The organism is Gemmatimonadaceae bacterium (genome assembly GCA_035533015.1).
GTDB lineage: Bacteria > Gemmatimonadota > Gemmatimonadetes > Gemmatimonadales > Gemmatimonadaceae > JAGWRI01.
Genome location: DATLUQ010000012.1, coordinates 20,142 through 44,113 on the forward strand (window position 1 = coordinate 20,142; position 23,972 = coordinate 44,113).

Consider the following 23,972-nt stretch of genomic DNA (forward strand, 5'->3'; position numbering starts at 1 on the left):
TCAGTCGCCCGCCGCCGGGACCGGCTGGCCGCCCGCGGTGGTGGTGGCGCCGGTGGCACGCGCGAATACGCGGCCGGTCCAGCCCTGCAGTTCGTCGAGGTAGGTGTAGAACACCGGCGTGACGTAGAGCGTCACGATCTGCGAGAAGGCGAGCCCGCCCACGACCACGACGCCGAGCGGCCGCCGCGACGCGGCGCTCGCCCCCACGCCGATCGCGATCGGCAGCGTGCTGGCGATGGCCGACACGGTCGTCATCATGATCGGCCGGAACCGCACGCTTGCGGCCCGCACGATCGCCTCGGCGGGCGTGCAGTGGTCCTCGCGCTCGGCGGCGATCGCGAAGTCGATCATCATGATCGCGTTCTTCTTGACGATGCCCACGAGCATGATGATCCCGACGTAGCCGTACACGCCGAGCTCCACGTGCGTGATCCAGAGCGCCAACAGCGCCCCGAACGCCGCGAACGGCAGACCGGTGAGGATCGTGATCGGGTGGATGAAGCTCTCGTACAGGATTCCGAGAATGATGTAGATGATGAATACCGTGATCAGGAACAGGAGGCCCATCCCCTGCTGCGACGCCTCGAACGCCTGGGCGGCGCCGGAGAAGCTGGCCGAGATCGTCGCCGGAAGCGTGCTGCGCGCCAGGCGGTTCACGGCGTCCACGGCGGTGCCCAGCGACACGTTGGGCGCGAGGTTGAACGAGATCGTCACCGACGCCATCTGGCCGGAGTGCGCCACACTGAGCGGTCCCTCGGTGTGCTCGAACGTCGCCACGTCCGACAACGGGATCATGCGGCCGTTGGAGCCCGGCACGAAGAACCGCTTGAGCACGTTGGCGTCGGTCTGCGCCGCGGCGACCGTCTCCATGACCACCCAGTACTCGTTCGTCGGGGTGTAGATGGTGGACACCTGCTGCTCGTTATAGGCGTCGGCCAGGGCCTGTTCGATCGCCGCCGGCGTCACGCCCAGCGAGAGCGCACGGTTGCGGTCGATGTGCACCTGCAGGATCGGAGCGCGGTTCTCGAGATCCGACGTCACGCTGGTGAGCAGCGGCACCCGCTGCATCCGCTCCATCAACTTCCCGGCCTCGGCGTACAGCGTGTCGATATCGTTGGCGCGCAGGGTGAACTGATACTGGGCCTTCGCCGAGCGGCCCCCGATGTGGATGGCGGGCGGATTCTGAAAGTAGACGGCGAGCCCGGGGATGCCCGAGAGGCGTTGCGTCAGTTCGTTGACCATGTCGTCCGCCGACGGCCGCTGCCCCTCCGGCTTGAGCGTCACATTCAGCCGTCCCTGGTTGGAGGACCCGAACCCGCCCCCGACCCACGAACTGAACGACTGGACGTTGGAATCGGTGGCCAGCCGCGCCATCGCGATCTTCTGCAGCCGCTCCATCTCCGGGAACGACGTGCCCTGCGCCGCCTCGGTCGAACCGTTGAGCTGCCCGGTGTCGTCGGGCGGGAACAGCCCCTTGGGAATGATGATGAACAGCCCGGCCGTCAGCACGAGGATCACGACTGAGAAGGCCAGGGCGTACCGGCGGTGCCGCATCACCCATGCCAGACTCTGCTCATACGCATGCAACGTCCGCTGGAACATCCGCTCGGTGGCGTCGAACCAGCGGCCGTGGCGCTCCTCGCTCTTCGCCTTGAGCAGCCGGCTGCACAACATGGGGGTGAGCGTGAGCGAGACGAACCCCGAAACGAGGATCGCCACCGAGATCGTGATCGCGAACTCTCTGAACAGCCGCCCGATCTGCCCGCCCATGAACATCAGCGGGATGAACACCGCCGACAGCGACAGGGTCATCGACAGGATCGTGAACCCCACCTCCTGCGCGCCGTCGAACGCGGCGCGCATCGGCGGCTTTCCCATCTCCAGATGGCGTACGATGTTCTCGAGCATCACGATCGCATCGTCCACCACGAACCCCACGGCGAGCGTGAGCGCCATCAGCGACAGGTTGTCCACGCTGAAGTGCAGGATCGCCATGATCGAGAACGTGCCGATGATCGACATCGGCAGCGTGAGGCTCGGGATCAGCGTGGCCACGGCGCTCCGCAGGAACAGGAAGATCACCATCACCACCAGGCACAGCGCCAGGACGAGCGAGAACTTCACGTCGTGCACCGATGCCTGGATCGACACCGAACGATCGTATTGCACGTGCACCGTGATCGTGGGCGGGAGCCCCCGCTCGATCTCCGCCAACGCTTCCTTCACCCCCGCGGCCACGGCCACGGTGTTCACGCCCGGCTGACGCATTACCGCCAGGCCGATCGCGCGTTCGTCGCCGATCCAACTCGCACCCTTGTCGTTCTGGATGTCGTCGAGCACGTTGGCCACGTCGCCCAGCCGCACCGCGCCGCCATTGCGATAGGCGATGATCAACTTCCGGAACTGGTCGGCGTTCGACAGCTGGCCGGTCGCCTGCACGGTGACCGTGCGATTGCGCCCGTAGAGCACCCCGGTGGGGAGCATCACGTTGTTGTTGCGGATCGCCGCCGCCACCTGCGACACGCCGATGCCGCGGGCCGCCAGCCTGGCGGGATCGAGCTCGACGCGCACGGCGTACTTCGCCGAGCCCCACACCTGCACCTCGGACACGCCTTCCACCATGGACAGCCGCTGCGCGATGTCCGTCTCGGCGTACTCGTCCACCTGCTGCATCGGCAGCACCGCCGAAGTCAGCGCCAGGAACAGGATCGGCGCCGCCGCCTGGTTCTGCTTGTGCATCGACGGCGGATGAATTCCCGCCGGCAGTGCCGGCATGGCCTGCGAGATGGCCGCGTTCACGTCCTGCGCCGCCGCGTCGATGTCGCGATCGGGCGAGAAGGTGAGGCTGACGTTCGTGGAGCCGAGCGAGCTGCTCGACGTGATCTCGTCGATGCCGGCGATGGCCGAGAATGCCTTCTCGAGCGGCGTCGCGACCGTGGCCGCCATGGTCTCGGGACTGGCGCCCGGCAAACTGGCGCCCACGCCGATGCTCGGGGAGTCGGTGATCGGGAGATCGCTCACCGGCAGCGTGCGATAGGAATACACGCCGAACACCAGGACGCCGAGCATGAGGAGCGTCGTCATGACCGGGCGGCGAATGAAGAGCCCCGTGACGCTCATTGCCCCCGCGCCGGGCCGCGCGCCGGCTTTGTTGCCACCGTCCTGCACGGTCATCCGCCGGTGGCCCCACCGCGCGCCGCCGAACTTCCACCCACGCCGCCCGCGCCGCCTGCGCCGCCCCGTTGGCCGCGCTTGGCCGTCATCGCCCCCGTGTCGGACGCGCTCCGCAACGTCGCCACCGCGCCCGGCGTCAGCCGCGACTGGCCTTCGGTCACCACCCGGTCGCCCTCGGCCAGCCCGGCCGCGATCACGGCGAGGCCGCTCGCCGTGCGCTCGACCACCACCGGATGCTGCTGCGCCTTGTTGTCGGCGTCGAGCGTGTACACGTACGTACCCTGCTGCCCGCTCTGGATGGCCTGCGCGGGCACGACCAGGGCCCCCCGCTCCACGTACAGCCGCATGCTGGCCGACGCGAACTGGCCCACCCACAGCGCTTCGTCCCGGTTGGCGAACGTCGCCTTGAGTTGCACCGTTCCCGTAGTGGTGTCCACCGCGTTGTCGATGAACGTCAACTCCCCCGTTTCGGGCCTGACGTCCGCGCCCTGCTGCGCGGCCAGCGCATCGGCCACGGGGGACGATTCGTCCATCGGCGAGGCGGTCGTCGTCGTGTCGAACGGCGCGGCGCCCGCGGTGCCGCCCCCGGGAAGCGCGGTGACCGGAAGCCCACCTTTGAGCGCGTAGCGCTGCAACTTGGGCAGTTCGGATGACGGCAGCGAGAACCGCACGGTGATCGGCCGCACCTGGTTGATCACCACGAGCGGTTGGCCGCCTGCGGCCGACACCAGGTTTCCTACGCGCACGAGCACACTGCCCGTCTTGCCCGAGATGGGGGCCCGCACCGTCGTATTGTCGAGGTTGAACTTCGCGCTCGCGACCTGAGCCGCGTCGGCGCGCATGCTGGCAGCGGTGGTGGCGGCGGTGGTCTCGTACTGATCGGCTTCTTCTTCGGTGATCACGCCCATGGCGACCAGCTTCCGGTAGCGGTCGCGCTCGCTGCGGGCATTGGCGGCGGTGGCCGAATCGCGCTCGAACGTCGCGAGCGTCTGTTGGTAGGTGGCCTGGTAGGGCACGGGATCGATCTGGAAGAGCACCTGCCCCTTGGTCACCTCCTGACCTTCCTGGAACGCCACCCGCGTCACGATTCCGCTCACCTGCGGCGCCACGTTCGCGGTCTGGATCGGCGTGACGATGCCGTTGGCCTGAACGATGTATGGAATGTCGGCCCGCCGGGCGGCGACGACGCTCACCGTCACTGGAGTGTGCGCGGGGCGTTGCGGCGCCTTGGAGCAGGCCGCGACTGCAAACGCGGCGCCCAACGCCGGAACGACGAGGATCGCGCGCGAAAATGACTGCTTGGATTGCATCGAGTACGGTGCCGGAAGTAAGGGTCGCAAAAAAGTAGAACGTGGCGCACCGATCTTCCCTGCCAACGAGGATCGGCGCGGCCCATCTCGTTCCCATCACATCATACGTCCGAGCCCCCCCGGACGTTTGAAATTTCGACGGTTGCTCGCCGCTCGCCGGCGGCGGTCGAGCAGCGGTGGCCCGGCGCGCAACCGTCGACGCCAGCCATCCCCCACCGAAACCCCGGCCGCGCCGCGGCGCTCGCCCGGGTCGCAACGCCTAATCGCATGCACCGAATGGACTTATTGGCGCTGCGGGCTATCGGCGCTTGGGCGCGTTGTACAAAGATCCGCCGGCCTCAGCGATCTTCGCGCGCCACAGACCTTCGAGCGTGCGCAAGTCGTCGGTGGGATCGTAGGTCGGCTCGTCTGGGGGAGCCAGCGTGTCCAGGACCTCGAACGCGAACGCGTCGTCACCCATCGACCGCCAGTCTTCTTGCAACGCACGGTCCGGATGGCCGCCTAATCGGAGTTGCGACCGCAGGCGGTTCAGAATCGACGGCAAGTCGATGCTCGACCCGACGAAGACGCGGCCCGTTCGCGTGTTGCGGACCTGAAAGACCCCCATCGGCCGTCGGGCTTCCTTGTACTGGCGAATGAGCGACTTGCGATCCATGGGCGGGGCGCGGTTAGGGGATGGGGGTCGAGGGGCTACGATCGCCGTTTGGCCGGACGCCCACCGGGCGGCCCGTGGAACGTCTCACCGCGCCCGAGCATGGCGACGAACTGCGCGATGCGCTTGGCCCGCGTCTCCGGCTTCACCGCGGTCTGGATGCGGAACAGAACGGCATAGCGGTTGGCACCGGTGAGCGTCGCGAAGAATACCCTGGCCTTCTCATGTCGATCAAGCGCGGCCTGAAGGTCGTCGGGCACCATCGCCCGGCTGTGCGGGTCGTAAGCCTGGTCCCACTGGCCGTTCTGTTTGGCGCGTTCCACAGCGCGCAGCCCAGCGGGCTTCATCGCGCCACCGGCGATGAGCGCCTCGACTTTCTCACGATTGACCTTGGACCAGATGCTGCGTGCCCCGCGCGGCGTGAACTTCTGCAGGAACGACGCGTCGTCGTGGCTCTTCTTCTGGCTGTCGATCCAGCCGTGACGGAGGGCGACATCGAGCGCTTCCGCGTAGGTGATGGACTGCAGCGCCGCCGCCTTCTTCGCAATGCGCATCCACACCCCCGCCGACTCACCGTTGCGGGCAAGCCAGCGGTCCCATTCGCGCGTCGTCTCGAAAAGCAAAATCGCCAGTTCGGAGGCCGGGCCGGCGCTGCGTCCGCCCCGCGGGCTCACGGATCGATACCCACCCGGTCATAGTACTCCACCACGCGATCGTGCGCGCCGGGGTTCGTGTACACGTCCGCCGCGCGCGACGCGATGACGCCGGCGATGACGGCCGCCACCTCCTCCGCGCTCTGCGATGCGGCGAACGACCGGGAGTCGGGGCCGCCGTGCCTGGCGTTCAGGCCGAAGTCCGTCCGGACCACGCCCGGCGACACGAGCGATACCTGGATGCCCGGATGCTCCGCCTGAACCTCCGCCCGGAAGGTCGCGGTGAGTGCGTTCAGGAAGTGCTTGGCCCCGCTGTAGGCGGAACGGAACGGGGCGAACGGAACGCGCCCGAGCATCGACGACACGTTGACGATCTGGCCCTCGCCGCGCTCCCTGAAGTGCGGCAGCACTTCCTGCATGCCGTAGAGGGCAGATTTCACGTTGGCCTGGATCATTTCGTCGATGTCATCGTCGGTGAGCTGCGACGGCGGCCGCGAGATCCCGCGGCCCGCATTGTTCACCCAGACATCGATGCGCCCGAATTGGGCGAGCGACTCGCGCACGGCACGGCGGACGTCGTCGCGCCGCGTCACGTCGGCCACGATCACCACCGCGCGCCGGCCGCAGCGAGCGGCAACCGCGTCGAGTTCCGCCCGGCGCCGTGCCACGAGCACGACGGACGCGCCCTGCCCCGCCAGCAGTTCTGCCAGGGCTGCACCGATGCCGCCGCTCGCCCCCGTGATCACCACCACACGGTCCGTCATCCCCATTCTCCGTCGCGGTTGGCGCCGCTCAAGCCGATGCGAGCTTGGCGTCGACCGTCATCGGCACGGCAGCGAGCGCGCGCGACACGATGCACCCGCTCTTCGCTTCCTCGGCCAGCTTCTTGAACTCGGCCTCGGTCACCCCGGGCACCACGCCGCGCGTCACGAGGTCGATGCCGCTGATCGAGAAGCCGGCGTCGTCCTTGGTGAGGTGTACGTTCGCCGTCGTCGTCACGCTCGTGCCCGGATGACCGGCGCGCTCCAGCGCCGACGACAGCGCCATCGAGAAGCATCCGGCATGCGCGGCGCCCAACAGCTCCTCCGGGTTCGTGCCGGTGCCGTTCTCGAACCGGCTGATGAAGGAGTATGGGCCGCTGAACGCGCCCGATCCCAGCTTTACGCTTCCGCTACCCGACTTGAGTCCGCCGTTCCAGCGGGCTTCGGCTCTGCGATCCATGTGCTTTCCTCCGAGTGAGTCCTGGCGACACCGCGGCCCGTGCCCCGTCGATCATGGAGCCGGACCAGGGTACAGAGGAACGTATGCCGCCGTATAGGTCCGCCGAAAGGCTGGTCGTCACTGTGCAGCAACCCTACATTGGTGCATCGGTCCGCCACCCATGCGTTGCCGGACCGGCCATCCGATGGTCCCGCTCGTCCTCTCCCCACTCGAATCCCGCCCGGCGCCCCGGAGTTCACCCCGACGCCCGCTGTCCTGCTTCCCGCTATGCCCCCACGCTTCCCCCTGCTCCCGCAGCGCCTCTCCGGGCTCGCCGAAATTGCCGGCGATCTATCCTGGAGCTGGAATCGCGATGCCCGCGCGATCTTCCGCACCATCGATCCGCAGATCTGGACACGTTGCCGGCACGATCCCATCCGGATCCTGAATGAAGTGAGCGGCGAGCGCCTCGCCCAGTGCGCCGCCGACCCCGACTTTCTCCAACAGTACGACACGGTCATGCGCTGGCACGCGTCGGAGGAATCGGACGAGTTGACCTGGTTCCGCCAAGCGCACCCCGACCAGCGCCACCGCACGATCGCCTACTTCTGCGCCGAATTCGGGTTCTACCACTCCGTGCCGATCTACTCCGGCGGGCTCGGCGTGCTGGCCGGCGATCACTGCAAGTCGGCTTCGGACCTCGGCGTTCCGATCGTCGGCGTGGGCATTCTGTACCGGCACGGGTACTTCGATCAGCGCGTCCGCTCCGACGGATGGCAGGACGACGCGAGCGATCCATTCGACATCCACAACACCGTCCTCGAACCCATCGAGTCGCCCCACGGCAGGCCGTATCTCGCCGCGGTGCGCACGTCGGGCCGCGACGTGTTCATCCGGGCATGGCGCCTGCGCGCGGGCCGCGTGTCGGTGTACCTGCTCGATACCGACTTCGAGGAGAACCATCCGGACGACCGTCTGCTGCTCAGCAAACTCTACGCCGGCGGCCCCGAACTGCGCCTCAAGCAGGAGTGGCTGTTGGGCGTGGGCGGCGTGCGCGTGCTCCGCGCTCTGGGCATCGTGCCCGCCGTATGGCACGCCAACGAGGGGCACGCGGCGTTCATGCACATGGAACGGCTGCGCGAGTTCCTCCAGGGCGGCATCCCGCTGGACGACGCCATCCGCCGGGTGCGCGCGACGAGCGTGTTCACCACGCACACCCCGGTGCCGGCCGGCCACGACATGTTCCACGTGGACCAGGTGCTGGCATGCACGGGCCCGATCGACGAGGCCATGAACATCGATCGTGACACGTTCCTGATGCTCGGTCACCATCCCTTGATCGACCACGATACGTTTCACATGACGGCGGCGGCCATCCGGCTCAGCCGCCGTGTGAACGCCGTGTCGCGACCACATGCCGCCGTCACGCGGCGCCTCTGGGCGTCGCTCTGGCCGGACCGCCGCGAGGATGATGTGCCGATCGGATACGTGACCAATGGAGTGCACCTCGCCACCTGGATGGCCAACTCGGTCATGGTGCTGCTCGAACGGCACCTGGGGGCCGATTGGGGCACGCGCGTGGACGATCCCCAGCTCTGGGAGCAGGTGCTGACGCTCGACGACGACGCGCTGTGGCGCGTCCACCGGCGCCTCAAAGAAACCCTCCTCATGCACGTCCGCGAGCACGCGCGCCATGCCTTTGCGCGGCGCGCGCAGGCAGCCGACCAGCTCGTCGGCTCGGGGGTGCTGCTCGACCCGCACGCCCTGACCATCGGCTTCGCGCGCCGGTTCGCGACGTACAAACGCGCCGACCTCATCTTCGAGAATCCCGAGCGGCTGCTGCGGATTCTCACCGACCCGGCGCGCCCCGTGCAGATCGTCTTTGCCGGCAAGGCGCACCCCGCCGACGACCATGGCAAGCAGGTGCTGCAGCGCGTGTACCAGGCCACGCGCGATCCGAGCTTCGAAGGCCGGATCGCCTTTGTCGAAGACTACGACCTGCACCTGGCGCACGTACTGGTCCAGGGCGTGGATCTCTGGATGAACCTGCCCCGCGTGCCGATGGAAGCCTCTGGCACCAGCGGCATGAAGGCGGCCCTCAACGGCGTACCCCAGCTCGGGACGGCTGATGGCTGGTGGGAAGAGGGCTTCAACGGACACAACGGCTGGTCGGTGGTGGAAGACCCATCGGCGTCGGAGGCCGAGGTGAGCACCCAAGCAGCGGCTCAGGTGTATCAGCTGCTCGAGCGCCGGGTGGTGCCCGAGTTCTACGAGCGCGACAGCCGGGGCGTGCCGCATGGCTGGATCGAACACATGAAGCACGCCATCCGCGCGGCGGGATTGCACTTTACGGGAAAACGAATGCTCACGGAATACGTCCGCGATTATTACGTGCCACTGATCGTCGGTGACACGATGCCCGACGTCCCGCCCACCGGATAGCCGGCCCATGAGCACACGGCGCACGGCGCCCCACAAGACCCGGCGGCCGGCCTCCGGTTCGCGGCGCGCCAAGCCCGAGGCCATGCGGCGGACCATCGTCCACCTCACGGCGGAATATTACCCGTACGCCCGCACCGGCGGCCTCGCCGAAGCGGTGGCCGGCCTGGCCACTTTCCAGGCTCGGGCCGGCGACCAGGTGGTGGTGTTCATGCCGCTCTACTCGCTGGTGCGCGAGACGGCCCCCGACCTCGAGCCGATCGGCCCCGCGTGCATGATCGCCATTGGCCCGCGCCTGGAAGAAGTGCGGTTCTACCGCGCGGACCGCGTGACCGACGGACCACAGGTGATCTTCGTCGACGCGCCGGCCTACTTCAAACGCGCCGGTCTCTACGGCGAGAACGGCGCCGACTACCCCGACAACGATCGCCGCTTCGCGCTGTTCGCGCGCGCGGCGCTGGAGGGGATCGTCCGGTTCGTGCCGGGTCCCGTGCTCGTCCATGCCCACGACTGGCACACGGCGCTCGCCCCGGTGTACGCGCGCACCTACGATGCCCTCCTCGAGCGATTTGCCGGCACGCCGTTCGTCGTGTCGGTGCACAATGCAGGATATCAGGGCCACTTTCCCGAGTCGGCGATGGCCGACCTGGGACTGCCCTGGGAGCTGTGGACGCTCGACCACCTCGAATGGTACGGCAAACTCAACGTGCTCAAAGGTGGGCTCACGTCCTGCGACATGGCGGTCACGGTCAGCCCCACGCACGCCCGGGAACTCTGCACCCCGGAGGGCGGCTTCGGGCTCCACCATACGTTCCAGGACCTTGGAGACCGGTTGGTCGGCATCATCAACGGCATCGACCAGGAAGTCTGGAACCCGGCCGCCGACCAGTACATCGCCACGCACTATTCCCGCGACGACCTCGCCGGCAAGGCCGTGTGCAAGGCCGCCCTCCAGCACTCGTTCGGCCTCGCCGAGCGCCCCACGGTGCCGCTGTTCGGGATGACCGGACGGCTCGTGAAGCAGAAGGGGTTCGACATCATTCTGGAGAGCGCGCGCGTGCGGACGTACGACGCGCAGTTCGTGTTCCTCGGAGAGGGAGAGCCGGGCTACCGCGCCGCCCTGTCGTCGCTGGCCGCCGAACGACGGGACGCGGTGGCCGTGGACTTCGCGTTCACGGACGTGCTCGAGCACCGGCTCATGGCCGGATCCGACATCGTCCTCATGCCGTCGCTCTACGAGCCGTGCGGGCTCACCCAACTGCGCGCCCAGCGCTACGGCGCGCCGGTCGTGGGCCGGCGCGTGGGCGGCATCCGCGATACGGTGCAGGACGACGTCACGGGGTTTCTGTTCGACGACTTCACGCCGGCGGCGCTCGACGGCGCCATCGACCGGGCGCTCGCCCGCTCCGCCAACCGCCGCGCCTGGACCGCGACGATGCGCCGGGCCATGGCATCGGATTTCGGATGGGAACGGGCGGCATCATCGTACGCCGGCGTGTACGCCCAGGCCGACCGCCTGGCGTCGACGAGGCGATGAGGGCATTGTGCAAGTGATGGATTTCGTCCTCGTTCTCCACTCGCACCTGCCGTACGTGCTGGGGCACGGCCGCTGGCCCCACGGCAGCGACTGGCTCATGGAAGCGGCCGTCGATTCGTACCTCCCGCTGCTCGACGCGCTGGAGCAGCTCGACGAGGAACACGTGTCGGCGCCGGTCACGCTCGGCGTCACCCCCGTGCTCGCCGCCCAACTCGCCGATCCCGAGTTCGGCGTCGAGCTGCGCGCGTTCTTCGCGCAGCGGCTGGCGGCGTGCGATCAGGCGGAACGCGAACTTGCGCACAGCGGCGACCACGGGCTCGTCCCCATCGTCCACGGGTGGCGCGACCGGTTACGCCGCCTCGACGCTCGGTTCGCCTCGCTCGACGGCAACCTGATCGGTGCCCTGCGCGCGCTCGAGGCGGAGGGCCGGCTGGAACTGATGAGTTCGGCGGCCACCCACGGATTCCTGCCGCTGCTCGCGCGCGACGAGAGCATTCGCCTGCAGTTGCACGCCGGCCGCCTGGAGCACGCGCGGCTGTTCGGCCGCGAACCGGCCGGCCTCTGGCTTCCGGAGTGCGCCTATCGTCCACGCGGCGAGTGGGCGCCCTGGCCGGGCGCCCCGGCGACGGGCATCCGCGCCGGCATCGAGACGCACGTGGCCGACGCCGGCTACCGCTACACCGTCATCGATTCCCACCTCGCGCGTGCCGGCCGGCCGCTCGAAGCGTACCACTCGCTGACCGCGGCCGCGGCGGGCGAAGCCCTGCGCTCGCCGTACCGAGACTACGCCATCGGCCATGCGGCCGGCGCCGTACGCGCGCTCGTGCGTGATCCCGCGTCCACCCGCCACGTGTGGAGCCGCGACGAGGGATATCCCGGCGCATTTCGTTATTTGGAATTTCATAAAATCCGCTGGCCCGGCGGACTGAAGCTCTGGGAAGTGACCGGCGCCGGCGTGTCGCTGGGAGACAAGCGCCCGTACGACGCGTCGGCCGCGCGGGCCCTGGCCCGCGAGCACGCCGGCCACTTCGCGGGGCTGCTCGACGACATCGCCCGCGATGCGACGCCGGCCGAAACCCTGATCGTCGCCCCCTTCGACTCCGAGCTGTTCGGCCACTGGTGGTTCGAGGGCCCCGACTTCCTGGCCGATACCTATCGCGCCCTGCGCGCGCATCCGCGCATCCGCCCAACCACCGGCTCGGCGCACGTCGACGGGGCCGGCGAGCCCACCGCGCTCGACCTGCCCGCCGGATCGTGGGGCCGGAACGGTGACTTCAGCATGTGGCTCAATCCCGGTACGGCGTGGACGTGGACGCGGCTGTGGGACCTCGAAGAGCGGTTCTGGCGCGCCGCGCCCGCCGCCCTGGCCCTCCCCGCGGCTCACCCGGTGCTCGCCCAGGCCGCCCGCGAACTGTTGCTCGCGCAGGCGTCGGACTGGCAGTTCATCATCTCCACGGGCGAGGTGGCGGACTACGGCGAACGCCGGTTCCGCCTGCACGCCGACGCCACCGAAGCACTGGTCGCCGCACTCGAGAGCGGGCACGACCTGGCCGGCGCCGCCGCGCACGCCGACCAGCTCCGCGCGCGTGACGGCCTGTTTCCCGACGTGCTCGACGCCGTGGCCCGCGCGCTGGTACCGTCGGCCGCGATCGCCTGAGCCATCATGCGCTCGGTTGTCGTCCACGGACACTTCTACCAACCCCCCCGTGAGAATCCCTGGCTCGGCCGCGTCGAGGTCGAGCCCAACGCGGCGCCGTTCCACGACTGGAACGAGCGCATCACCCACGAGTGCTACGCACCATGCGTCGCGGCGCGGATCCTCGATGCCGACGGGCACCTGCGCGGCGAGACCAACCTGTTCGCATGGATGAGCTTCGACGTCGGGCCGACGCTGCTCCGCTGGCTGGAACCCAACGCCCCCGACGTCTACCGTGCCATCATCGCCGCCGACGGGGAGAGCGCCCGGCGCCTCGACGGCCACGGCAACGCGGTGGCCATGCCGTACAACCACGTCATTCTCCCGCTGGCCTCGCGCCGCGACAAGATCACCGAGATCCGGTGGGGGCTGGCCGACTTCCGCCGCCGGTTCGGCCGCGACGCCGAAGGCTTCTGGATGCCCGAGACCGCCGTCGATGAGGAGACGCTCGTCGTGCTCGCCGAACAGGGAGTGAAGTTCACGATCGTCGCGCCGCGCCAGGTCGCGCAGGCCCCGACCAACGGCGAGCCGTTGCGCTTCGCGGCCGGCGGCGGCCGCGAGATCGCCCTGTTCGTATACGACGGCACGCTCGCCGCGGGCGTCGCGTTCGGACGACTGCTCGAGAGCGGCGACGCGTTGGCCCGCGCGCTGGATCCCGCCCCCGATGGAGCCACCGACGGCTTCGCGCTGCGCAGCATTGCCACCGATGGCGAGACCTTTGGACACCACCACAAGTTCGGCGAGATGGCGCTCGCGCGCGCGCTCACCATACTCGCCGCGCACCCCGGCATCCGCGTGGAGAACTACGCGTCGGTGCTCGCCGGCTCCGCGCCCACCCGCGACGCGCTGGTGATCGAACCATCGTCGTGGAGTTGCACCCACGGCGTCGAGCGCTGGCGCTCCGATTGCGGCGACCGTATTACGCCCGGCACGTCGCAGGCCTGGCGGCGTCCGCTGCGCGCGGCGCTCAACTGGCTGGGCCGCGAAATCGACGCCCGCTTCGACGCGGAGGGGCCCGCGCTGCTCACCGATCCACCCGCCGCACTCGACGCCCTCGGCGCCGGTGCGGGCGCGTCCGCCGCCGAGCGGCGGGCCCTCGTCAGAGCGCACATCGCCCCCGGCGCCAGCGAGAAGCGCGCCGGCGAACTGCTCGACGCGATGTGGGCGCGCCATGGCATGTTCGGATCGTGCGCCTGGTTCTTCGACGACGTGGCCGGCCACGAGACCGTGCTCATGCTCTGGCGCGCGGCGTACGCCATCGATTGCCTGGGCGACTCCGCGCTCGAGCGCGGCCTGCGCGACCGGCTGGCCGCCGCGGCGAGCAACGATCCCGACGAAGGCGATGCCGAGCGCGTCTATCGCGCGCGGGTACTCACCGCACGTCCCAGGACCGCTGCATGAGCGACCACGCCGCGGTCCCCCCGGTGCGGCTCGTGTTCGGTGTGCACCTCCACCAGCCGGTGGGCAATTTCCATCACGTGTTCGCGACCCACGCGCGTGACGTGTACCGGCCTCTGCTCGCCCAACTCGAACGCCGTCGCCTCGGGCCGGCGCTGCTCCATATCTCGGGGCCGCTGCTCGAATGGATCGAGGAACACGACCGGCCGCTGGTCGATCAACTCGGCAGGCTCGCCGCCGACGGCGCCGTGGAATTCCTGCTCGCCGGCATGTACGAGCCGATCCTCGCCGCCATTCCGCGCCCCGACCGCGTGGAGCAGATCGCCTGGATGCGCCAGGCGCTCCAGACGCGGTTCGGCGTTGCCGGCGACGGCCTCTGGCTCACCGAGCGTGTGTGGGAACCGGAACTCGCCGCCGACCTCGCCGCCGCCGGCGTCCGCTACGCGCTCGTGGATGACCGGCACTTCCTGGTCGCCGGGTTCCGCCGCGACCAGCTGCACGTCCCCTATCGCACCGAGAGCGACGGCCGGCCGGTGACGCTGCTCGCGATCGACGAGCGGTTGCGCTACCTGATCCCGTTCCGCCCGCCCCAAGAGATGGCGGACTACCTGCGCGCGCTCCACGCCGCGCGGCAGCCGCTGGCCGTGTTCGCGGACGACGGTGAGAAATTCGGCGGGTGGCCCGGCACACACGAGTGGGTGTACGACCGCGGCTGGTTCGATCAATTCTGCGACATGCTCGACCAGCTGCGCGACGACGGCGTGGTGCGGCTCTGCTCGGGTCGCGATGCGCTGAACGAGGTGCCGTGCGGCGGTATCGCCTACCTGCCCACCGCGTCCTATCGCGAGATGGAGGGCTGGGCCCTGCCACCCGACGCCGCCACCCGGCTCCTCGCGCTCGAGGCCGAACTCGGCACCGAGCGCATGGCGGGCCCCGACGGCTCCCTCGTACGCGGTTCGCATTGGCGCAACTTCCTGGTCAAGTACGCCGAGTCCAACCGGATGCAGAAGAAGACGTTCGCGCTCAGCACGCTCTGCCGGCAGCGCGGTGATCCGGTCACGGCGCGGCGCGCCATCGGACGTGCGCAATGCAACGACGCGCTGTGGCACGGGGTGTTCGGCGGGTTGTACCTGCCCCACCTGCGGGCCGGCGTGTGGAGCCAGCTCGCGATCGCCGAACGCGAACTCCGGCGCGACGAGGGCCTCGCCGCCGAGATGTTGGACCTCGACGGCGACGGGTCCGACGAGGTGTGGATCCACTCGGGCCGCTTCTCGGCCATCGTCGCGCCGGCCCGTGGCGGAGCGCTGGAGGAATACACGCGCTTCGACACGGGACGGAATCATGCCGACACGCTCACACGGCGCCTCGAGCCGTACCACCTGCCGCGACCGCACCACGCCGACGCGCCGGCCCACGAGGGGACCGCCAGCATCCACGAAATCGAAGCTTCCCTGGTATTCGACACGCCCCCGCCGGTCGATCTGGACGATCGCGCCATCGGAGTGCCGCGTATCGTCAGCGGCGACGTGACCGCCGACGACTACGCGCGGGCAGCGTACGAGCCGGTGGTGACGTTCGCCCGCACCCGCTGCGCCGCGCGCATCGAGCAGATCGGCCTCGACGTGGTCGTGCACTGCACCGCCGCCGGATACGCGGTGGCATGGCGCCTGTCCCCCGCGGGCACGATCAATGTTCGCTACACGTGGGACGGTGCCGCGCTGCCGCCGGGCGCGCGGTTCGCGCCGGAGTTGTCGCTCGCCCATCCCCTCGAACTCGACGCGCCCGGCGCCCACGAGGTATGGCGCTACGAGATCGCCACCACCGCCAAGTCGGAGCGCGGCGTCGAACGGGTGCGGCAGGGCGAGGCGGTGACGCCGTTGTTCGATGCCGCGGCCGGCCAGGCCGCGCTCTCGCTCAGATAGCCGGCGGCGACGCGCGATCCAGGTAGTCGTGCACGGCGAGCACGTACGCCGCGTGGCTCCACGTGAGCGGTGACACGGAGAGCGGTTCGCCGGTATAAGGATTCAACTGCTCCGCCATCACTCCCGACGGCAGCGCCCGCTCGGCCGCCCACTCGATGAGCGCGCGGCCGATCGCGCGATCGTCCGGCGTGGCCCGCTTGATGTGGTAGCGCGCCAGCCAGAGCGTGGAGATGAACCACGGGTTCCCCTCCGCCACGTCGAGCTGCTGCGTCTCGACCTGGTGGTAGCGATCGTTCTCGTACCGCGCCATACCCCCGATGTCGGTGTGCACCCGCAGCCGCTCCGCGATCTGCCGCACCGTGGACTCCAGTTGGGCGTCGTCCGGCGGCAGGATGTCCAGTTCCACCAATCCGAACAGGCTCGAGTCCATGGTCATGTCCAGCGTGTAGCCCGACGGCGTCGGCGACGCCATACGGGCGAAGCGCTGCTCGCGGTCGTTCCACATGACGCTGCGGAACCCTTCGAGCATTCGGTCCGCGCCGGCGCGATAGCGCGCCGAGCGCTCGCCCTCACCGAACGCATCCGACAGTTCGGCCGCCGCCCGCAGCCCGGCGATCACGGCGGCCACCGTGAACGCGTGCACGCCCCAGCGTTCCTCCCACAAGTCGAACGACGGTTTGGGCAGCCCGGTCTGCGGGTCCACGAACCCGAGCATGAAGTCTGCCGGCCGTGTGACCAGCGAACGGTAGAACGGCGCCGTGCTCTCGACGTCATGGAATTTGACGAAGTTCTCCCACAGCGCCCACACGACCAGCGCCGTCTCGTCTTCCTGGATGGGCAGCACGGCCTGGCCGTCGCGCACGTACGGCTGCCACGTGGACGCGAGCGTGCCGTCGGGGTTGAACTTGTGGCGCAGGAATCCCTTGGGAGAGATCACGCGCGAGCAGAACTCGAAGAACCGCTCGGCTGGCCGCGCGTACCCGGCGCGGATCAGCGCCACCGACACGAGGGAGCCGTCGCGCGGCCACACGTACGAGTAGGTGTCCCGGGCCTCGAGCGTCATGTCCGTATCGTTGGCCGCCAACACGGCCCCGTTGCCATCGATCTGCGAGCGCATGATGAGCAGACTCTGCGCATACCGTTCGAGCGCCCGCGCCGAGAGGTCGCTGTCGGCCCCGGGTCCGCGACCGCCCCACAGGGCCCAGTAGTTGTGCGTGCGGTCGAGCAGCCGTTCCGCCGTCTTGGCTCGCATGACGCGGTCGATGATCGCCACGACCTGGTATTTCGTGCCCGCCGCCATCCAGTACGACAGCTCCGCCGCCCCCTGCGCGGGCACGTGGAGCGTGATGCCGATCGTGGAATCCACCGATCCCTGGGCGATCGGATTGCCCTGCAGTTCGCCGTCCTCGGCGTCCCGCCAGGTCCCTTCCTTGCCGTCCACTTCCTTGTTTCCGCAGGCGTATTGGGGCACGCCCACGACGCCGCCGCTGGCACAGTTCATCAGAAAGTAGCGGTCGTCCTTGTAGTGGATGATCGCCTGCGTGTCGGGATCGTAGAAGGCCGTGTCGCCCACGTCGGTGCCACTGATATGAAAATCATGATGGAAGAACACCCGGATGTCGCGCGGCCGCGCGGCCTCGTTGCGCACGACGATGTGGCGCACCAGGACGTTCTCGAAGAAATCCACCGCGTCGCGGCAGACGAGCGAGATCCCCAGCCCCCCGTGCCGCGCCCTGACGTCCGTGACCATCGTGTCGGCGGCGTAGCGCATGTCGGGCTGCCAGTCGGGACCCATCCACGCCATCTGCCCTTCGGTCCAGACGCCGAAGTGGAACGGGTGCCCGGTGGCGTGGTTGTCCTTGCCGATGTTCGGAAAATAGATGTCGCGAATCACGTAGTCGCGACCGAAGCACACGAGCAGCGATCCGTTGGCGAGCGGAAGGTCACGAGGCATGGACGGCCCCTCTCAGGAATGGGTGCGAATCAGGCTCAGCGCGGAATCCCGCTCGCATACGCCGCCACGGCCACGAATTGGCACGCGCTGCCGGCCAGCACGAACAGGTGCCAGACCAGATGGGCATACCGCATGCGGGGCCTGGTGTAGAACAGGACCCCGACTGTGTAGCTCAGGCCACCGGCGAGCAGCCAGGCCAGTCCGGCCGGCCCCACCGCCACCGCCAACGGGTGAATGGCGATCACGACCAGCCAGCCCATGAGCAGATACACGGCCGTGGACAGGCGCGGGTACGCGAACCCCACGCCCGCCTTGAGCACGATCCCCGCCACGGCGAGGGTCCAGATCGTGCCCAGCAGCGACCATCCCCACGGCCCGCGGAGCGCGCCCAGCGCGAACGGCGTGTACGTGCCGGCGATCAAGAGATAGATCGCCCCGTGATCCACCACGCGCAGCACCTGCTTGGCGTGCGACCGCGCCGGAACCGCATGGTAGAACGTGGACGCGCCGTAGAGCAGCACCAGGGTGCTGGCGTAGATGGCGCCGGCCACCACCTGCCACACGTCGTGACGCCGCACGCCGGCCATCACGAGCAGGGGCAATGCCGCGATGCTGGCCAACAGCCCAGCGCCGTGACTCACCGAATTCGCGATCTCCTCGCCGAGCGTCTGCGTACGATGTGACATCTGTTATATCCTCACCCCAGGCTCACCACCATCTTGCCCGTGTTGCCGCCGCGGAACAGCTGCAGGAACGCCTCCGGCGCCCGTTCCAACCCCGCCACGATCGTTTCCAGCGCCCGCAGTCGCCCGGCGGCCAGCGCGCCGCGCGCCTCGTCGGCGAACGCCGGCATCTGCGCCAGGTGGTCGCCCACGATGAATCCCTTCACCGTCAGGCGCTTGCCGATCACCAGCGCCAGATTGCGCGGCCCCGGCGGGGGTACCGCCTCGTTATACACCGAAATGGCGCCGCAGGCGATGATCCGTCCGAAGGGACGCATGGCCGACAGCGCCGCTTCGAGGTGATCGCCACCCACGTTGTCGAAATAGACGTCGATCCCCTGCGGCGCCGCGGCCGCCAACTGCCCCGCCAGATCGCCGTCCCGATAGTTGAACGCCGCATCGAACCCCAGCGTGCCGGTCAGCAGCGCCACCTTGTCCCCGGAGCCGGCACTCCCCACCACGAAGCATCCCCGGTGTCTGGCCAACTGGCCCGCAACGCTTCCCACCGCGCCGGCAGCCGCTGAGACGAACACGCGGTCGCCCGCCTTCACCCCCGCGAGGTTGAGCCCCACCCACGCCGTGAACCCCGTGATGCCGAGCACTCCGAGCCACGCCGAACGCGGTTGCACCGCGGCGTCGACCTTTCGCAGCGCGGTCGCATCGGCCACGAACGCCTCACGCCAGCCGAGCATCGAGGTCACCACGTCGCCGGCGGCGAACCCCTTGGCCCGCGACGCGATCACCTCACCCACCGCCGAGCCCTCCAGCGGTTGCCCCAGCGCGAACGGCGGTACGTACGACCGCACGTCGTTCATCCGGCCCCGCATGTAGGGGTCCACCGACATGAATTGGTTCCGCACCAGCACCTGCCCTTCAGCGGGCTCGCCCACTTCCACCGTCGCCACCGCGAAATTCTCGGCGGTGGGCGTCCCGCGCGGGCGGGACGCCAGACGGATCTGGCGGCTGACGGTGAGGGGCATGATGGCGGTTCCTCGAACCCTGAATGTTGATGAAGGATAACCGGCGCCCCTGCGCGTGGCTTGCCCGGCCCGCACGGAACGGCGATCTTCTGCCCCATCCCTCGCCAGGACCGCGTCCTGTGTCCGCTCTCGTCGTCGGTACCGCCACGGCGCGCCGCAGCGCCAAAGTATCGGGCTTCATCCACGTTCCGGACGCCGCCGATCCCGGCACCGACATCCCGGTCACGATCGTCGCAGGGGCAGTCGCCGGACCGGTGCTCGCGCTCGTCGCGGGCACGCATGGCTCGGAACCGTCGCCCATCCTGGCCCTGCAGCGCGTGCGCGCCGAACTCGACCCCACCGTTCTCAGCGGCACCGTCGTGATCGTGCAGATCGCCAACGTGCCGTCGTTCCAGCACCGTACCATCTACCGCGGCCCGTGGGATCAGAAAAATCTCAACCGCGTGTTCCCCGGCCGCGCCGACGGCTCGGCGTCGGAGCGCATCGCCCACGCCATCACCACGCAGGTCATCGACCGGTGCGACTGCCTGCTCGACATGCACTCCGGAGACGGCAACGAGTCGCTGCGCCCTTACTCGTACTGGAACCATCTCGGCGTCGATCCGCGCGTGGACACGGTGGCGCGCGAGATGGCGCTCGCCTTCGGCCTCGACCACATCGTGATCGACCGCGGCCGGCCGCGCGACCTGAACGCCACGCTCTACTGCGCCAACACGGCACACGTGCGGGGCAAGCCCGCCGTGACCACCGAGGCGGGCGGCGTGGGCGTGCCCACCGCCGACATGGTCGCCGTCAACGTGCGCGGCGCGTTCCGCGTCATGCGGTGCATCAACATGCTCCCGGGGCCGCGCGAACTGGTGGAACACCCGGTGTGGCTCGAGCCGTCGGAGGTGCTCACGAGTCCCGGGACCGGCCTCTGGTACCCCGCCGTGCACGCCGACCAATTCGTCGCCAAGGGAACGGTGCTCGGCCACCTCACGAATTACTTCGGCGATCCGATCGGCACCGTCCGCGCCCCGTTGGCGGGAATCGTCATGTACGTCGTGGCGTCGCCGGCCATGGGCGAGGGCGAACCGGTGGCCATGGTGGCCGCCGTTGCCGCCGGTTCGTGATCGCAGTTCGCCGATGAGCGCCGCGACGCCAGTCGCCCCATTCTACCGCACTTCGTTCTCCTGCCACGACCCGTAGTCCGGGTTCGGCAGCGCGAAATACTGCCGCCCGAACAGCGCGTACGTCGCCGTGTCACCGCGCACGGCCTGCGTCAGCCGCGGGAAGTCCTGGATGTTGTCGCCCAGCCATTCGAGCACGGTCAACGGCGGGAGATCCGGCGACGCCGTGCCGTTCAGCACGCGCGCGAAGCGCGGATTCTTGTCGTCCTGGCCCGGCAGCATGCAGAGCACGACGTCGGCGTCCACGCCCACCTTGCGCAGGTTGGCCCGCGTCTCCGCGCACACGGAGTCGTCGCGGTTGGTGACGATCACCACCCGCCCCCCCAAGGCGTGCACCCGGCGCGTGAACGCCACGGCGCCCGGCACCGTTCCGGCGGCCTCCTCCTTCACCCACGTCGTCCAGCTCGGCTCGGTATAGCCGCTGTCGAGCCGCTCCCGGCGTACCGCGTATTCGCTGTTGTCGAGCACGGTCTCATCCGCGTCGAGTATCACCCCCCAACTTCCTCGCCCGATGGCCGGTGCAAGTTCTTCCAGTCGCTGCGCCGCCTGCCGGTACACCTCGCGTGTGATCGCGCGATACTCGGCCGAACGTCGCATCCAGCGCAGGGCGGGCGACAACTCGGCAGCGGGCGCCGGCGCCGGCGCCGGCCGCACCGCCGACGTGCAGGCGGCCACTCCGGCCACCACCGCGGTCATCGCCAGGCGGCGCCATACGCCATTTTCGAGATGCTTCACGATACCACCTCGCTCGAGATGACCGTCCAGTCGTCCTGCGCGTGGCCCGCGTTCAACCACCGGTCCATCAGTTCGGCCGCCGCGGGAATGACGGTGAGCGCGCGACCCCCGTCGGCAGCGGCATCGAGCATCAGCCGGGCGTCCTTGCGCGCCATGGCCAGGGTCCACGAGGGGTGCTCGAAGTCGGCTTCGAGCATCCGCTTCAGGCGGGCGGGGACCGCCGCCCCCGGATTGAACGCATCGAACAGCGCAGCCGCGTCGCGGGCCGGTATGTGCAGCGATTGGGCCAGCGTCAGGACGTCGGCCAGCCCCGCGATCATCGCCACGAGAAACGAGTTCCCCAACAGCTTCAGCCCGGCGGCACGCTCCGGCTGCGGTCCGAAGTGCACGAGCTTGCCGGTCATCCTCGTGAGCTCGGGCTTGAGCCAATCGAACAATGCGCGGTCGCCCGACGCGAGCATCATCCCGCTTGCTTCCAGCGCGTTCTGCGGCCCCATGAACACCGGCGCGTGCTGGAACGCCACACCGCGCTCCGCCCAGCGCGCCACCCGCGCGGCCGTGCCGTCCGCCGATGTCGTGGTGTGATCCACGATCACCACGCCCTCGCGGAACCCGGGGCGCGCCGATTCCAACACGTCGTCCACGGCGGCGTCGTCGGAGAGCGTGACGTGGACCCGATCGGCGCCGCGCACGGCGTCGGCCGGATCGAGAAATGCCTTGGCGCCGTCCGCCTCGAGCGCCTTCGCCTTGTCCCCCGATCGGTTCCAGACGTGTACGGTCTCGCCGCGCGTCAGGAGCGCGCGGACGAAACTCGATCCCAGGAGCCCTGTTCCCAGCCATGCTACCATTGTCCCATCCCTCGCGATTGGGTCCCGCGCGCAATCTCATCGATCGCCCACCGCGACACCAGTCGTCCGCTGGAGACGGCGACCCGATCGCACGATGACCTCGGCAGCGGACCCGCGTTCCTCATGATCCGGAAGCGCGCGCGGCCTTGCGCCGGCTCGCCACGACGTACAGTCCGATGCCGATGACGTTCGTTCCCACGACCACGGCGATGATCTTGGCCGCAAACGATTGCCCGCTCTTCACGTCGATGATCGGGAACACCGAGAAGACGACGTAGAGCAGCGTCACCGCGAATCCGGACACGGCGGCCAGTCGGAGCCAGAGCGGCGGCTTGTCGAAGCCGCGCATGCCGACGATGGGCAGCGCGAACATTGCCAGATACGCGATCGCGTACAGGATGCCCGCCGCGTTGTCGAGTAACTGGAACGCCTCCTGCAGCCCCACACCCACCAGGCTCAGCGCCGCGAACACCAGCGTCACCGCACCGACGAACAGGATCGAGTTGAGCGGCGTGCGGAACCGCGGGTGCAGGCGCGTGAACCAGGCGGGGAGCAGACCGTCCCAGCCCGCCACCATCGGCAGCCGCGTGTTCGCGGCGAACAGCAGATTCACGTTGGCGATGTGCCGTGTGAGCAGCAGCATCGTGAGCACCGGCACGATGTACACCGCAAACCCGAACGACCGCAGCCCCAGGGTGAGCGCCTGCGGGATCGGCGCAATGAGGTCGATCTTCCCGATGGGAGTGGCCGACAGCACGGCGCCGGTGCCGAGGATGAACATGAGCGCGATGATCGGCGTGGCGATCATCACCGACCGTCCGATGGCGCGCTTGGGGTCGCGTGTCTCACCGGCGAGGATCGCCACGTACTCGAACCCGGTGAGCGCTCCCAGCGCCAGCTTGCTGAAGATGTTCACCGACAGCAGCGAGGCCCTGGGCACCGCGACGGCGAACGGATGGTAGTTCGTGATGGCATGATGCGACAGCGCGATCAGCGGCATCAGCAGGAGCGCGCCGAAGGTGATCAGGTGCGCGAGCCCGCCGGCGTCGTGCACCCACTTGCCCAAGCGGAGCCCGTACAACGACACGAGGATGATCGTGGCCACGACGAACCCGCTCACGGCGCCGTCGTACCACTTGGTGGACGTGAACCACGCCGCCCCCGGCCCGAGCGCATAGCTGAAGGTGTCGGCGATCACCAGCCCGTACGACGACAGCAGGATCAGCGCGAACACCCACAGGTTCCACGCGACGAGGAAGCCGATGCCGTCGTTGAACCCCAGCTTCGCCCACTGGTAGAGGCCGCCCTCGAGCGGCATCAGCCGGTTGAGATGGATCACGACCGCGGCCTGCGGCAGATAGAACAGCGCCATGGCCAGCAGCCAGTAGAACACCTGGGCATGGCCGAGGATGGCCGCCGTGCCCACCCACTGGGCGCCGACCACGAACATCACCTGCGTGAGCACCAGGTCGAACAGACCCAGCTCGCGCTTCAATTCGGCGCTGTGCGCCTGCACGGCGCGCGCGTCCGCCGCTTCCGCCGCCGACGTCTTGGATCTCACGACCCAACGGTACGGCGCGCCT

At 69.1% G+C, this 23,972-nt stretch carries 18 protein-coding genes; 6 read left to right on the forward strand and 12 right to left on the reverse strand.

Features of this window, described 5'->3' with window-relative positions:
- The 6 genes from VNF92_02005 to VNF92_02030 form a co-directional block, all read right to left on the reverse strand.
- Window positions 1-3,174: an efflux RND transporter permease subunit gene (locus tag VNF92_02005; GenBank protein HVA56636.1), complete on the reverse strand. Its 3,174-nt coding sequence runs from the start codon at window positions 3,172-3,174 to the stop codon at window positions 1-3.
- Entirely contained in the window at window positions 3,171-4,484 is a 1,314-nt protein-coding gene (locus tag VNF92_02010) for an efflux RND transporter periplasmic adaptor subunit (GenBank protein ID HVA56637.1), read from the reverse strand. Before VNF92_02010 ends, VNF92_02005 begins: the two co-directional genes overlap by 4 nt.
- Window positions 4,485-4,782: 298 nt before the next feature.
- The gene (locus tag VNF92_02015) at window positions 4,783-5,139 is read right to left on the reverse strand and encodes a GIY-YIG nuclease family protein (GenBank protein HVA56638.1); all 357 of its coding nucleotides are present in this window, start codon (window positions 5,137-5,139) and stop codon (window positions 4,783-4,785) included.
- A 35-nt stretch (window positions 5,140-5,174) separates the two neighbouring features.
- Window positions 5,175-5,810, reverse strand: a complete 636-nt coding sequence (locus tag VNF92_02020) for a YdeI/OmpD-associated family protein (GenBank protein ID HVA56639.1) — start codon at window positions 5,808-5,810, stop codon at window positions 5,175-5,177.
- On the reverse strand, window positions 5,807-6,553 hold the full coding sequence (locus VNF92_02025) for an SDR family NAD(P)-dependent oxidoreductase (protein HVA56640.1): 747 nt from the start codon (window positions 6,551-6,553) through the stop codon (window positions 5,807-5,809). The genes VNF92_02020 and VNF92_02025 overlap by 4 nt, the downstream gene beginning before the upstream one ends.
- A gap of 28 nt (window positions 6,554-6,581) precedes the next feature.
- Entirely contained in the window at window positions 6,582-7,010 is a 429-nt protein-coding gene (locus VNF92_02030) for an OsmC family protein (GenBank protein HVA56641.1), read from the reverse strand.
- Window positions 7,011-7,277: 267 nt separating this feature from the next.
- Between VNF92_02030 and glgP the strand changes: the two genes are divergently transcribed.
- The 5 genes from glgP to VNF92_02055 are packed head-to-tail and all read left to right on the forward strand — an operon-like array spanning window position 7,278 to window position 15,981.
- Window positions 7,278-9,431, forward strand: a complete 2,154-nt coding sequence (glgP, locus tag VNF92_02035; GenBank protein HVA56642.1) for an alpha-glucan family phosphorylase — start codon at window positions 7,278-7,280, stop codon at window positions 9,429-9,431.
- Window positions 9,432-9,438: 7 nt separating this feature from the next.
- Entirely contained in the window at window positions 9,439-10,965 is a 1,527-nt protein-coding gene (locus VNF92_02040) for a glycogen/starch synthase (protein ID HVA56643.1), read from the forward strand.
- Window positions 10,966-10,981: 16 nt separating this feature from the next.
- On the forward strand, window positions 10,982-12,622 hold the full coding sequence (locus VNF92_02045; GenBank protein ID HVA56644.1) for a 1,4-alpha-glucan branching protein domain-containing protein: 1,641 nt from the start codon (window positions 10,982-10,984) through the stop codon (window positions 12,620-12,622).
- Window positions 12,623-12,628: 6 nt separating this feature from the next.
- Entirely contained in the window at window positions 12,629-14,062 is a 1,434-nt protein-coding gene (locus VNF92_02050; protein ID HVA56645.1) for a DUF3536 domain-containing protein, read from the forward strand.
- Entirely contained in the window at window positions 14,059-15,981 is a 1,923-nt protein-coding gene (locus VNF92_02055; protein ID HVA56646.1) for an alpha-amylase/4-alpha-glucanotransferase domain-containing protein, read from the forward strand. Before VNF92_02050 ends, VNF92_02055 begins: the two co-directional genes overlap by 4 nt.
- On the opposite strand, the gene VNF92_02060 is transcribed toward VNF92_02055, so the two are convergent.
- The 3 genes from VNF92_02060 to VNF92_02070 are packed head-to-tail and all read right to left on the reverse strand — an operon-like array spanning window position 15,974 to window position 19,637.
- Entirely contained in the window at window positions 15,974-17,935 is a 1,962-nt protein-coding gene (locus VNF92_02060; protein HVA56647.1) for a glycoside hydrolase family 15 protein, read from the reverse strand. The genes VNF92_02055 and VNF92_02060 overlap by 8 nt on opposite strands.
- 35 nt (window positions 17,936-17,970) lie before the next feature.
- Window positions 17,971-18,621, reverse strand: coding sequence for a hemolysin III family protein (locus VNF92_02065; GenBank protein HVA56648.1), 651 nt, complete (start codon window positions 18,619-18,621; stop codon window positions 17,971-17,973).
- An 11-nt stretch (window positions 18,622-18,632) separates the two neighbouring features.
- A complete protein-coding gene (locus VNF92_02070) occupies window positions 18,633-19,637 on the reverse strand; it encodes an NADP-dependent oxidoreductase (GenBank protein ID HVA56649.1) in 1,005 nt (334 codons plus the stop codon).
- A gap of 119 nt (window positions 19,638-19,756) precedes the next feature.
- Here VNF92_02070 and VNF92_02075 point away from each other — a divergent pair, with 119 nt between their 5' ends.
- Complete coding sequence (locus VNF92_02075) at window positions 19,757-20,749, forward strand: M14 family metallopeptidase (protein HVA56650.1); 993 nt, start codon at window positions 19,757-19,759, stop codon at window positions 20,747-20,749.
- 42 nt (window positions 20,750-20,791) lie between these two features.
- On the opposite strand, the gene VNF92_02080 is transcribed toward VNF92_02075, so the two are convergent.
- The 3 genes from VNF92_02080 to VNF92_02090 form a co-directional block, all read right to left on the reverse strand.
- Entirely contained in the window at window positions 20,792-21,541 is a 750-nt protein-coding gene (locus VNF92_02080) for an HAD family acid phosphatase (GenBank protein HVA56651.1), read from the reverse strand.
- Complete coding sequence (locus tag VNF92_02085; protein ID HVA56652.1) at window positions 21,538-22,389, reverse strand: NAD(P)-dependent oxidoreductase; 852 nt, start codon at window positions 22,387-22,389, stop codon at window positions 21,538-21,540. Before VNF92_02085 ends, VNF92_02080 begins: the two co-directional genes overlap by 4 nt.
- A gap of 121 nt (window positions 22,390-22,510) precedes the next feature.
- Window positions 22,511-23,950 carry an APC family permease gene (locus tag VNF92_02090; GenBank protein HVA56653.1) on the reverse strand — a complete coding sequence of 480 codons (1,440 nt, stop codon included), beginning with the start codon at window positions 23,948-23,950 and terminating at the stop codon, window positions 22,511-22,513.
- Between the last annotated feature and the right edge of the window lie 22 nt (window positions 23,951-23,972).

What these genes read in the sequence shown, in the direction of transcription:
- VNF92_02055 (HVA56646.1), top strand. Translation starts at nt 14,059, where the DNA reads ATGAGCGACCACGCCGCGGTCCCCCCGGTGCGGCTCGTGTTCGGTGTG.
- VNF92_02045 (HVA56644.1), top strand. Translation starts at nt 10,982, where the DNA reads ATGGATTTCGTCCTCGTTCTCCACTCGCACCTGCCGTACGTGCTGGGG.
- VNF92_02015 (HVA56638.1), bottom strand. Translation starts at nt 5,139, where the DNA reads ATGGATCGCAAGTCGCTCATTCGCCAGTACAAGGAAGCCCGACGGCCG.
- VNF92_02085 (HVA56652.1), bottom strand. Translation starts at nt 22,389, where the DNA reads ATGGTAGCATGGCTGGGAACAGGGCTCCTGGGATCGAGTTTCGTCCGC.
- VNF92_02070 (HVA56649.1), bottom strand. Translation starts at nt 19,637, where the DNA reads ATGCCCCTCACCGTCAGCCGCCAGATCCGTCTGGCGTCCCGCCCGCGC.
- glgP (HVA56642.1), top strand. Translation starts at nt 7,278, where the DNA reads ATGCCCCCACGCTTCCCCCTGCTCCCGCAGCGCCTCTCCGGGCTCGCC.
- VNF92_02025 (HVA56640.1), bottom strand. Translation starts at nt 6,553, where the DNA reads ATGACGGACCGTGTGGTGGTGATCACGGGGGCGAGCGGCGGCATCGGT.
- VNF92_02040 (HVA56643.1), top strand. Translation starts at nt 9,439, where the DNA reads ATGAGCACACGGCGCACGGCGCCCCACAAGACCCGGCGGCCGGCCTCC.
- VNF92_02010 (HVA56637.1), bottom strand. Translation starts at nt 4,484, where the DNA reads ATGCAATCCAAGCAGTCATTTTCGCGCGCGATCCTCGTCGTTCCGGCG.
- VNF92_02060 (HVA56647.1), bottom strand. Translation starts at nt 17,935, where the DNA reads ATGCCTCGTGACCTTCCGCTCGCCAACGGATCGCTGCTCGTGTGCTTC.
- VNF92_02005 (HVA56636.1), bottom strand. Translation starts at nt 3,174, where the DNA reads ATGACCGTGCAGGACGGTGGCAACAAAGCCGGCGCGCGGCCCGGCGCG.
- VNF92_02030 (HVA56641.1), bottom strand. Translation starts at nt 7,010, where the DNA reads ATGGATCGCAGAGCCGAAGCCCGCTGGAACGGCGGACTCAAGTCGGGT.
- VNF92_02065 (HVA56648.1), bottom strand. Translation starts at nt 18,621, where the DNA reads ATGTCACATCGTACGCAGACGCTCGGCGAGGAGATCGCGAATTCGGTG.
- VNF92_02050 (HVA56645.1), top strand. Translation starts at nt 12,629, where the DNA reads ATGCGCTCGGTTGTCGTCCACGGACACTTCTACCAACCCCCCCGTGAG.